The following is a 12,164-nucleotide window of genomic DNA, read 5'->3' as shown; positions in this document are numbered from 1 at the left end:
AATTCAAAGAAAGATGCTGTAAAACTTTTGAAGTGAAATTGGCATCTTTGTAATTATAAGTAATTATAAAAATAAGCACATAACAGTTTTAAAAATAAATTGTTATGTGTTTTTACTAAAGTTTTAATTAAAGATCATGATTATTCGTGAAGCCAGACCGGAAGATATTCCGGGCATCCAGTTCGTAAGAAATTCGGTAAAAGAAAATACCTTATCCGACCCTAATCTTGTGACCGATAAAGACTGTGAAGAGTTTTTGTTTGAAAGAGGAAAAGGCTGGGTATGTGAAATTGATGATAAGGTGGTTGGCTTCTCCATTGTAGATCTGGCAGAAAATAATATATGGGCGCTCTTCCTGCATCCGGATTTTGAAAAACGGGGAATTGGAAGAAAACTTCATGATGTTATGCTCAACTGGTATTTTGAGCAAACAAAAGAAAAGGTATGGCTGGGAACTTCTCCCGGTACAAGAGCGGAAATGTTCTATAAACAATCAGGCTGGAAAGAAATCGGAACTCATGGAAAGAATGAGATCAAATTTGAAATGACTTTTGATGACTGGAAAAATAAACATTCATGAAACAACCAATGAAATCAATCAGACCCTTTATTGGCTCTAAAGACTTTGAAATCAGCAGAAATTTTTATAAAGATTTAGGATTCGAAGAAGTGATTCTTGAGCCTAAACTGTCCTTGTTTAGAAAACAGGAAATCGGGTTTTATCTTCAGGATTATTATGCAAAAGACTGGATTGATAATACCATGATTTTTATCGAAGTCAGCAGTGCCGATGACTGCTGGGAAGAACTTCTATCTTTGCACCTTACTGAAAAATATAAAGAGGTGAGGCTCGTTCCTGTGAGAACAATGGATTGGGGAAAAGAATGCTTTGTGCATGATCCCTCCGGGATTCTATGGCATTTTGGAGAATTTTACACCCGATAATTGAAGATGATTTACGCTTTTGATACCTATTATTACTAAGATTACGCCAATACAGTCTGTATTGCATTCGAAGACTGGACTTCTGAAAAGGAATCTGAGATCTTTACCGAAAAAACAGCAATAACTTCTGCCTATGAAAGCGGTGCCTTTTACAAAAGAGAACTGCCGTGCATCATAAGTTTGTTACAGAAAATCCCTCTGAAAAATGGGGATCTTATTATTGTAGATGGTTATGTGACGCTTAATGATGAAGGTAAAGCAGGACTTGGAGGCTATTTGTATGAAGCCCTTGATCAGAAATATCCTGTCGTAGGAATTGCTAAAAATGAATTTAATGCTCCGGATTCCCAAAGAAGGAGTGTATATCGCGGAGAAAGTAAAACAGCTCTTTTTCTTACGGCTAAAGGCGCTGATGTAGATGATATACACCTAAAAGTAGAGCAGATGCATGGATCTTTCAGAATGCCGGCACTACTGAAGAAACTGGATCAGCTAAGCAGAGCATAAGTCCATCAATCTCACTTAAAACCTTCAATTTTTAATTAAAATAAAAATATAGAAAATTCATTGTAATGAATATACCGATTGGTATTTTTTAAGTATCTTTGTCAGAAATACTTTTGGAAATTAAAGTAAGGGAATAAAATTTTTTAAACAATAATATACCGATCGGTATATAAAAACATATAGAATATGAAAGACGTATTTATTGTTGCAGCAAAACGTACTCCCATCGGTGGATTTATGGGAAGTCTGTCAGAATTTACCGCAACACAGCTTGGCGCAATTGCTATTCAGAGTGCATATGAAAGCTTATCACTTTCTCCTGAATATGTTGACAGCGTTTACATGGGTAATGTATTAAGTGCCGGAATAGGACAATCGCCGGCAAGGCAGGCTGCTATTTTTTCAAAAATTCCGGTTGATAAAGATGCTACCACCATCAATAAGGTTTGTGCTTCAGGAATGAAAGCTGCAATGTTGGGAGCGCAGCAGATCCAGCTGGGACAGGAACATATTGTCGTTACAGGAGGCATGGAGAGTATGAGTAATGTTCCTCATCATACCCATCTCCGGAATGGTAAAAAGCTTGGAGATACCGTTCTTACAGACGGACTGATAAAAGACGGTTTATGGGATGTTTATCATGATTTCCATATGGGAAGTGCTGCTGAACTGGGAGTGAAGAAATATGGTCATACCAGAAAGGAATTAGATGATTATGCCTTGTTTTCTTACAAAAAGGCGCAGGAAGCTTCAGCTAATGATAAGTTTATAAATGAAATCATCCCGATACGAATAGAAGGGAAAAAAGGAACAGTAGTTATTGATAAAGATGAAGATATCGACAAGCTTATTCCTGGAAAAGTATCCCAATTAAAACCTGCTTTTGAAAAAGACGGCTTTTTGACAGCTGCCAATTCGAGTAACCTTAACGACGGAGCTGCAGCAATTATTCTGGCATCTGAAGAAGCGATTCGCAAACACCAGCTGCAACCTTTAGCTAAAATCATTTCCTACGCAGATGCAGCCCAAGCTCCTGAATGGTTCACCACCTCTCCGGCTATTGCTATCAACAAAGCATTGGAGCAGGCTGGCCTCAAGATCAGTGATATTGATTATTTTGAAATTAATGAGGCGTATTCTTCTGTTATTCTCTCCAACCAGCAGATTTTGGGATACGATCTGGAAAAAGTGAATATTTATGGCGGGGCAGTGGCAATGGGACATCCGATAGGAGCTTCAGGCGCAAGAATACTAGTAACGCTGTTAAGTGTATTACAACAGGAAAAAGGCAGATACGGAATCGCAGCGATTTGCAATGGAGGTGGTGGTGCTTCTGCTATCATTATCGAAAATATAAATGTATAAAAAATAGTAAGATTTAAACAATGGAACAATATGATTTAGCCGTTATCGGCTCAGGTCCAGGCGGATATGTTGCCGCTATAAGAAGTGCACAGCTGGGATATAAAACCGTAATTATTGAAAAATACAACACCCTGGGCGGCACCTGTACCAATGTAGGTTGCATTCCTACCAAAGCCCTTTTGGACAGCACTCATCATTATCACGACGCACTCCATAAATTCGGGGCTCATGGGATTGATGTAGGATCTGTACAACTGAATTTCGATCAGCTCTATAAAAGAAAAACAGAAGTGGTGCTAAAGAATACGCAGGGACTCGACTTCCTGATGAAAAAGAACAACATAACCCATCTGCAGGGAACCGCTTCTTTTGCTGATCATTCAATTCTTAGGGTAACCGATGAAGATGGATCGGTGATGACGATTAAAGCGGATCAGTATATTATCGCAACCGGCTCAAAACCTGCTACCATTCCCGGTGTTGTGATCGATAAAAAAAGAATTATCACCTCAACAGAAGCCTTATCGCTTAAAGAACAGCCCAAATCATTAGTGATTGTTGGCGGGGGAGTAATAGGAGTGGAAATGGCGTCTATTTTCAACAGAATAGGAACAAAAGTGACCATCCTTGAATATACGGATAACCTGATCGCAACTATGGACTGTGATCTGGGAAAATCGCTTAAAAAAATAATGAGCAAAGAAGGAATTGATGTGTGTCTTCAACAATCTGTCTACAAAGCAGAAAACCTGGGCAATACAGCTAAAGTCTGGTTTAAAGATCAGCAAGGAAAAGAACAGGAGATGGAAGCAGACTATATTCTGGTTGCTGTAGGGCGAAAACCGTATACTGAAAATCTTGGTCTTGAAAATACCAATGTACAACTAAGTACTAAAGGTACCATTGTGGTCAATGAAAATCTTCAGACCTCAGTTCCGGGGATCTATGCCATTGGTGATGTCATAGGAGGGGCAATGCTGGCTCATAAGGCAGAAAAGGAAGGAGTATTTGTGGTAGAAAGAATAAATGGTCAGAAACACCATATTCACTATGACAGAATTCCATCGGTAGTATATACATGGCCGGAAGTATCATCGGTTGGGGCTACAGAAGAAGAATTGAAGCAGAAAGGACTCGAATACACCATTGGGAAATTTCCTTTTTCAGCGAATGCAAGGGCAAGAGCCGGAATGGATACCGAAGGCTTTGTTAAAGTGCTCGCAGATCCGAAATATGGCGAATTACTGGGAGTACATATTATCGGGGCGAGGGCCGCAGACCTTATTGCCCAGGCGGTCGTAGGTCTGGAGTATGAAGTCACTGTTGAGGATATGGCCAGAATATCTTATGCACATCCTACCTATGCAGAAGTCCTTAAAGAATCCTATACTATTGCTTCCGGGCTTCCATCCATTAATATTTAAAAACGGTTATTTTAACCGTTTTTGTTATCTTAGGCTTTTCCTTTATTCATGAGCTTATTCAAAAAATGGAAAAAGATATTATTCAACCTAAAAATTAAAGCATGATCAAATTTAAATATGTCATTCTCTATGTAGCAGATGTAGAAAAATCAATGAATTTTTATAAAGACACTTTCAACTTTGAAATTAAGTTCATCACACCCGAAAAAGATTATGGAGAACTGACGACAGGAGAAACGTCTCTGTCTTTTGCCTCACTGGAACTTGCTTCATTCAATATAAAAGAAGGTTTTTTACAATCAGAGGGCCAGCAGAAACCTTTCGGGATAGAGTTGGGCTTTATAACGGACGATGTAGAATCGCTAGTTCAGACTTCTATTGCCAATGGGGCATCGCTGTACGAAGAAATTAGTGTAAAACCTTGGGGACAGAAAGTTGCTTACATCAGAGATGTGGATCATTATTTAGTGGAAATTTGCACCGAAATTAAGTAATACTGTACATGAATTGTAGGTACGTATTTCATGTAAAATGTATTTATTATTTTGAAAAGTTGAATGCTTTTTAGTAAAATAGAAGGGTAGTGATGTATTCATTATCCAGTAGAATCATGATGAAATCTTTTGAATTTGATGAATACCACAAAAATAGTCTGGATTTAAAAAAAGAACAGAAGATAATTGTTTATCATCATGACCATGAAAATACGCTGATATTCTGTGACTTCTGGTAGATACTAGGTTAACCAAATTTTAGGATTATCGGGAAATCCCCATAAACTGATAAATGTCATCAGGTTTGTTATTTTTATTAAGTCTAAATAAATATAAATTTGTCTCAATAAAAATAAAGAATAAATGAAAAAGATTTCTATCCTTTTTGCGGTTGCTGTTACTGCGTTGTTCAATGCACAATACTGCTTACCGGTTTTTCAGTATGGAAGCGACAGTAACATGATCACGAATGTTACCTTCGGGAACATCAACAATACATCTCCCTTTCAGGCTGGAAATGCTCTTGTTTATGAAAATTTCACGACGATGTCTACCGATATTCAGGTAGGGGGAAGTTATGCAATCTCAGTGAAAGGTCCTTCCAGTACTTTTCCAAGTGATGTCGTTGTCTTTATTGATTTCAATCAGAACGGAAATTTTGATGATGCGGGAGAAAGCTTTTATATTGGACGTTTAACTGCTGCAAATCCTGCCAATGCATCTACCGTTTCCACTATTATCACCGTTCCTGCCAATGCTGTAGCCGGAGCTACAAGAATGCGTGTCCTTAAAAATACAAATACCGTAGCCTACTCAAACCCTGCTGCACCCAATTCAATCAGTACAGCATGCGATACTGCTTTAAGAGCAGGCCAGACGGAAGATTATACAGTGATGATCCAATCTACTACAGCCGGTTTTCCTTCACCTTATTGCGGAGATGAGAATATTACAACCCTTACGGTAAGTGAAATAAGCAAAGTAGAGTTTGCAGGTATGACCAACGACAGCAATATTGACGGATCATCCACAACCATTGAGGACTTTACCAATACAGTCTTTGATGTAACCAGAGGAATTTCGTATCCCATTTCTGTAACAGGAGGTACTCAGGGACAGGCTAGTGTTTCAGCCTATGCTTATATAGATTTCAATCATAACCATATTTTTGATGATAATGAAAAATTCAATCTAGGCTATTTAGATAATTCTAACCCTGTTTCTCATGCACAGTCAGGAATTACTACAGGTACTATCCAGATTCCTGCTGATGCTCTATTGGGACAAACGCGTTTTAGAATTGTAAAAGCATACGAGTCTAGTTCATGGATGGGAACTCTGGAAAATCTATCATGTCCGTCAGGATGGTTTATCGGGCAGGTGGAAGATTATACATTGAATGTTCAGGCATCTAACCTTGCAACGAGGGAGATTTCAAAAGATACATCCATCAAAATATATCCTAATCCAACTACCGGATTGGTAACGATTCAAAACACAGATCGTCTGGAAAAGTATGAAGTATACAGCATGTCAGGACAGAAGGTAATGGAAGGAAATACCCATTCATTTACTTTGGAAAAACTGGTACCGGGAACTTATCTGATCAAAATCCAAATGAAAGACAAGAAAATCATCACTGAAAAAATCATTAAAGAATAAAGAACACATATCTAATCATATCCATATCAATTTTTGTTTTTTTCTAACCGGCAGGTCATATCTGCCGGTTTTTTTTGAAATTATATCTGCCCTCAATTGCTGTATTTAAGAGACTTTTAACTAAAATCTTACTATTGATTTAAATTGTTAAAGTCTTGTTTTAAATCTTAACAATTTCCCTTCAAAAATTAATAAAATTTTATCAAATTTAATTCTCATACTCTTGATAAAATGGATTTATTTTACAAAAAATTCTAATACCAATAGAAACTTATGATTAAACAGCTTTATACAAAGTACTGTGCATTCTGCTTTGTATTATTGTCGGGGATCTTCTTTTCCCAGACTTTGAAAAAAATAAAAATTACCGATCTCCAAGGTGGAAAACCTATTGCCAATGCCAGGGTAATCCTTTCTAATGAAGTGGTATATACCAATGATGATGGAATCGTTTTAGTCCCAGAAAATGCAGGTCCCATTGAAATCTCAAAATCGGGTTATAAAACAGAAACTCTAAAATCAATTACTTCCACAATCTCATTAAGCCCGTTGTACAAAAATATTGACGAGGTAAAGATTACCGTGGTCGATATAAGAGAGATTTTTACTGATGTACTGCGCCATTACAGCAAAAGATATTATTCCAAACCTTCACTGTATGATATCATTTATAAAGAGAAAAGCATTTACGACGGAACACTTCAGCTGCTTTTAATCGCTGATGCCAAATTCTGGTCGGTTTCTAATGCCTACAATTATAAAAATAGTATCAATCATGATAATGATGCCTTTTTCCAGGTAGACCTGAATAATATTAAATATTATAAAGCTGCTAAGTCCCAGGATTCCGTATTTCTTCAGAAACAAGAAAGATCTACTGACCATGCGGGATTTATGTTTATGAATTACACGCTTAGGAGACTGGTACAGCATATCGATTTGAAGGGAACAAAATATTCAGGAAAAATTGTGGATGATACGGGAGGAGAGCAGACGATGGTATTTAATATCACAACAAAATCTTTGGTCAAAATTTCCGGTAAGCTGCTGTATAACACAAATGATAAAGTAATCTCCCATCTGGAAATAGTATATGATCAAAGTGGTTTTAAACCTTATGAAGGGAAACTCAGGAATGGAGAAATGGCAGAGTTTCAGCCCGGGAATGGGACTATGTCACTTGATTTTTATAAAAAAGATAAAAAATACATTCCTTCAAGAGCAAGTGTGAAAAGCGATTCTTTTGTTACCCATAAAGGTATCGCTCATACAGGAATTTACGAACGGGACATCATTTTTCAGACATTTCATGAAGCTCAGGAAGACGGATTAAAAAACAGGATTGATTTCAACAAAAATATGTGGGAGAATATACCGAATCATGAACAAAAAGAAACGAAGATATTGCTTTCCAAAGAAGAACAGGAATTTATAAATGAAAATTAAATATATGAGAAAAATAGTACTTATTGCCATCGCAGGCATTAGTTTTTGGGCAAAAGCACAGACCCAGCGTTTTATTTATGATTTAGTATACAAAAAAGATGCAGGTACCGATCTGCTGACCAAAGAAAATTTCCATTTGGATATTGATTCAAAAAGTGCAACCTATTATCAGAGAGATTTCTTTGTGGCAGACTCTCTGATCAATAATAATATTCCATTTCCAAAGGGAGTAAAACTAAATACGTCCACCATCGTCTATCATAAAACAGGAGATGACAACTATGAAGAATATGATCTGATGGAAAATACAGTCCTTAAGCTTCAGACCCAGGAATCTCAACAGTGGAACCTGGAGAATGAAAGTAAAAAAGTGAAAGACCTAACCCTTCAAAAAGCAACCACAACCTTTGGAGGAAGAAACTGGACAGCCTGGTTTGCGAAAGAAATCCCTTTTCAGGAAGGACCCTATGTATTTCACGGGCTTCCGGGATTGATCATAGAATTGTATGATGATAAAAAGAATTACAAATTTGAACTGGTAAAATCTGTAAAACTGGAAAAAGCACCCAATAACCAGTTTATTGTGATGGCCAGACAGATGAGCGTTCCTGTAACCTGGGACAAATACAAAAGTACGAAACTTACCTTTTATGAATCACCGGTAAATTTCATCAAAAGCGGAATGGGATCATCCAATACAGACGGACAGTTTTTCCTGAATGACGGAACAAAAGTGAATCCTACCAATATGCGGGAAATCAATGAAAGAATGAAACAAGCAATCAAAAAATATAATAATCCGATCAACCTGGACCGAAAGATTGCGTATCCTTAAGACTCAATAATAAAAGGCATTTCAACAGAGAAATGCCTTTTTGCTATATTTATTCCAAAATTTCCAGCAGATCGTGCCTGGAAAATCCTTTCAGCTTGGACTGGTCTGTAGAAAGCAGATCCTGAGCCAGTTTATTTTTCTTTTTCTGGAGATTCAGTATTTTTTCTTCGACTGTATTAGAGCAGATCAAACGGACAGCAATAACATTTTTCGTCTGTCCTATACGATAACTTCGGTCTATAGCCTGGTTTTCTACAGCGGGGTTCCACCAGGGATCTACCAGATAGATATAATCAGCTTCTGTTAGGTTGAGACCAATACCGCCGGCTTTCAGGCTGATCAAAAATACACGGATGTTTTCATCTGTCTGGAAATTCTTTACTTTCGATCCTCTGTCCTTAGTCTGTCCTGTGAGATATTCAAATGGAATGTCTCTGGTTTCCAGTTCCGCTTTTATCAGATCAAGCATCCCTACAAATTGTGAAAATATAAGGATCTTATGTTCTTTGGATTTATTATATATCTGCTCTACTAATACATTAATCTTAGCGGAATGCTCTGCCGAGTGTCCTTCTTTAAGCAATACCGGAGAGTTGCAGATCTGGCGGAGCTTGGTAAGCCCGGTCAAAACATGCATGCTGCTTTTATTCACTTCATCCTCATCGGCTGCGGAGATGAATTCCCGGAGTTCTTTTTCGTAGGCATCGTATATCTTTCGCTGTACAGCATCCATTTCGCAGTAAATTACCATTTCCGTTTTTTCGGGAAGCTCTTTGGCAACCTGCTTTTTTGTTCTGCGGAGAATGAAAGGCTGTATTTTCTGCTGCAACTCGACAGCCCGTTTGGTATATTCAAATTTATCAATGGGAATAGCATAGGTATCTTTAAAATACTGCTTACTTCCCAATAATCCGGGGCAGGCAAAAGAAAGCTGGCTGTAAAGATCAAAAGTGCTGTTCTCTACAGGAGTTCCGGTGAGTACGATCCTGTTCCGGGACTGTAAAAGACGGGCTGCTTTATATCTTTCTGAATTGGGATTTTTAATCGTTTGAGATTCATCAAGAAAAGTATAATTGAAATGAAATGTTTTAAAAATCCGGATATCGGAAAGAAGCATACCGTAGCTGGTAAGTACAACTTCATACTGTTCCATACCCGCTGCTGTTTTCTCTCTTTCTGCTCCGTAATATAACAGTACTTTTATAGAAGGAGCAAATTTAATGATCTCTTCCTGCCAGTTAAAAAGCAGGGAAGTAGGAACGACAATCAGGTTGGTGGTATGGCCTCTCTTTTCTCTTTGCGAAAGAATAAAAGCAATGATCTGCAGGGTTTTTCCTAATCCCATGTCATCGGCAAGACAGCCTCCGAAATTGAACCCATCCAGAAAGTTGAGCCAGTTGAGCCCATCATGCTGATAATCCCTAAGTTTGGCATTCAATCCGGCGGGAATAAGTACCGCAGGAATGTTTTTCAGAGATAAAAATTGATCCGTATACGCTGCTATCTCTGTTTGTACTTCCTGACTTTGCACCTCTTTTTCAAACAGTGTTGAAACTTCACTGAAATTGGTTTTTGGGATCTTTAGCAGCTCCCCGTCAATTTCTCCGGCCTGGAAATAAGCCGCTATTTTATGAATCCATTCATCAGGCAGAATCCCTTGGGTGCCATCATCCAGCTGAACAAATTTACTTTTATTCCGGATGGCTTTATAAAGCTGTTTTAAGGCTGCTTCTTTCTTTCCAAAACCTACTTTCAGTTTTGCATTAAACCAATCGATACCGCTGGTGATCTGAATATTGATCTTAGCCCGGTTGGGGTTGATGGTATTGTTTTTTAATTCGTTAAAGCCGAGTATTGTTAACCCTTCATTCTGCCAGACTTCAAAAGCATCGAGGAACCAGTCTTCATCCAGGAATTTATTTTTATGAAGATAAAAATATTCATGTCCATCCATCTGATCCTTAAAATCCGGATGCTGTCTCATAATGATAGACGTGAAAAGAGATTCCAGGCTGTCGTTACGCTCTACTTTAAACAGATTCCCATTCTGATCGGTATCAAAAAGCTGTTTTCTGGAATATACTGGGATTTCGGCTTCGCCATATTTCATCACTGGAGTGATGGAAACAAAATTTTCCTGCTGGCGAAGATAGATGATCCTTTCTATCTGATAATTTTTCTCTTCAAGCTGTACCGGTGTTGCCGGCTGTATGTAGCTGTAATTGATTTGGATAATGGATTCTAAAGAAGAAAGGATATTCTGCATCAGTTCTTCATATTTTGAAGAATGAACGAGCAGAATTTCATTATTAGCTTTAAAGAATTTAATGACTCGGAGCACGTCCGGATTATCTACAAAATGGTAGGTGTCGCGGCTGAAAACAAAATAATCATTTCGGATCACTACATTTTTAAAAGGTAATGAAGTATCACTAAATAAGAGCTCTCCCGTAATTTCATAAAAAGGATTTTTTTTGAAAACGTGAAGCTGTATTTCAGCATTTAAGGTTGTCAATTTTACAGGAATCAGGGATTTGGCAGCCATTGTTTCTGCAATTTCCCGGTCATGATAATAGACGTCAAGGTCCAGCGGGTTACGGACAATCAGTTGTAAAGCTTCCAGTTCTGCTTCATTGTGATCTTCAGTGTATTTATTCTGAAAAGCCACAATACCTGTGTAGAATTTGATTTCCAGGGGTTGGTCTGTCTTCCAGATCAAATGCATGGCATCAACCGGATTCACAGGGTTTTTAATTTTCCCGTTTTGCGTTACAGGGGCTTCCATCAGAAAAAACATCAGATGGTTGTAATATCGGTGCCTGCCAATGACCAGGATTTGTTTTTTATCTGTATTCCGGACATTCAATTCTTTGAAAATAGAAGTCCGCTGAGGTAGCAGCTCCCGCTGAAGAGATTGTGAATCGATCGGAAACAGTTCTTTGATTTTGGATTTTACCCTGAGCTTTCCATCTTCATATTCAAGTTCAAAATAAGCATCCAGATCCGGTTCATTTTCTAATCCATAACTTTTAGCGTGAGCAGTAAGAAACTGTTTGCGTAAAAGAGGATCAAAAAAAATCCTGAAATTTTTATACTCTATGATAGAATGAAGGATTTCAGCCTGATGGCTGCATAATTTATGTTCAGTATTATCACACGAACATGCACAAACCAATGAATGACCAATCTGATTAACTGAAACTTCTGGAAACGTCAGCAGATCTGTTTTTTTAGTAAAAACACCTGCATTATTTTCTATAGCAATAGGATAGATGGTATGAAAATCCCTGTTTTCCATAAACGCACCGTTAGCGGTATGCTTCAGGAGATCATATACCGAAAGAGTAGTGATAGAAATATTGTCAAGGATGTACTCAGCCATAAAATTGATAGGAGGCAAACTTACAAAAAAGCAGGGAAAGGAAGGCGAAAAATCGAATGATCTGGATGGACCGAATTCAATAAATGATGAACCTGTAAGATTCA

General features: G+C 37.8%; 10 protein-coding genes. 9 read left to right on the top strand and 1 reads right to left on the bottom strand.

The window, feature by feature from the left end; genetic code table 11:
- Positions 1-136 precede the first annotated feature (136 nt).
- The 9 genes from SB679_RS02635 (at position 137) to SB679_RS02595 (ending at position 8,678) form a co-directional block, all read left to right on the top strand.
- The gene (locus SB679_RS02635; RefSeq protein ID WP_410700683.1) at positions 137-580 is read left to right on the top strand and encodes a GNAT family N-acetyltransferase; all 444 of its coding nucleotides are present in this window, start codon (positions 137-139) and stop codon (positions 578-580) included.
- Positions 577-945, top strand: a complete 369-nt coding sequence (locus SB679_RS02630; RefSeq protein WP_410700682.1) for a glyoxalase — start codon at positions 577-579, stop codon at positions 943-945. Before SB679_RS02635 ends, SB679_RS02630 begins: the two co-directional genes overlap by 4 nt.
- Positions 946-1,005: 60 nt before the next feature.
- Positions 1,006-1,452, top strand: a complete 447-nt coding sequence (locus SB679_RS02625; RefSeq protein WP_410700786.1) for an endonuclease V — start codon at positions 1,006-1,008, stop codon at positions 1,450-1,452.
- Positions 1,453-1,638: 186 nt separating this feature from the next.
- Entirely contained in the window at positions 1,639-2,817 is a 1,179-nt protein-coding gene (locus tag SB679_RS02620) for an acetyl-CoA C-acyltransferase (RefSeq protein WP_410700681.1), read from the top strand.
- A gap of 20 nt (positions 2,818-2,837) precedes the next feature.
- Positions 2,838-4,241: a dihydrolipoyl dehydrogenase gene (lpdA, locus tag SB679_RS02615; protein WP_410700680.1), complete on the top strand. Its 1,404-nt coding sequence runs from the start codon at positions 2,838-2,840 to the stop codon at positions 4,239-4,241.
- Between the two features lie 101 nt (positions 4,242-4,342).
- Positions 4,343-4,735 carry a VOC family protein gene (locus SB679_RS02610; protein WP_410700679.1) on the top strand — a complete coding sequence of 131 codons (393 nt, stop codon included), beginning with the start codon at positions 4,343-4,345 and terminating at the stop codon, positions 4,733-4,735.
- Positions 4,736-5,098: 363 nt separating this feature from the next.
- The gene (locus tag SB679_RS02605) at positions 5,099-6,397 is read left to right on the top strand and encodes a GEVED domain-containing protein (RefSeq protein ID WP_410700678.1); all 1,299 of its coding nucleotides are present in this window, start codon (positions 5,099-5,101) and stop codon (positions 6,395-6,397) included.
- Positions 6,398-6,670: 273 nt separating this feature from the next.
- Positions 6,671-7,843, top strand: a complete 1,173-nt coding sequence (locus SB679_RS02600; protein WP_410700677.1) for a carboxypeptidase-like regulatory domain-containing protein — start codon at positions 6,671-6,673, stop codon at positions 7,841-7,843.
- Positions 7,844-7,847: 4 nt separating this feature from the next.
- Positions 7,848-8,678: a GLPGLI family protein gene (locus SB679_RS02595; protein ID WP_410700676.1), complete on the top strand. Its 831-nt coding sequence runs from the start codon at positions 7,848-7,850 to the stop codon at positions 8,676-8,678.
- Between the two features lie 49 nt (positions 8,679-8,727).
- Here SB679_RS02595 and SB679_RS02590 read toward each other — a convergent pair whose 3' ends face one another.
- Entirely contained in the window at positions 8,728-12,060 is a 3,333-nt protein-coding gene (locus tag SB679_RS02590; protein WP_410700675.1) for a DEAD/DEAH box helicase, read from the bottom strand.
- Between the last annotated feature and the right edge of the window lie 104 nt (positions 12,061-12,164).

The organism is Chryseobacterium sp. SIMBA_029, assembly GCF_046535275.1.
Classification (GTDB): Bacteria; Bacteroidota; Bacteroidia; order Flavobacteriales; family Weeksellaceae; genus Chryseobacterium.
Note: the sequence above shows the minus strand (reverse complement) of the source record. Positions and strands in the feature narration are given on the sequence as shown.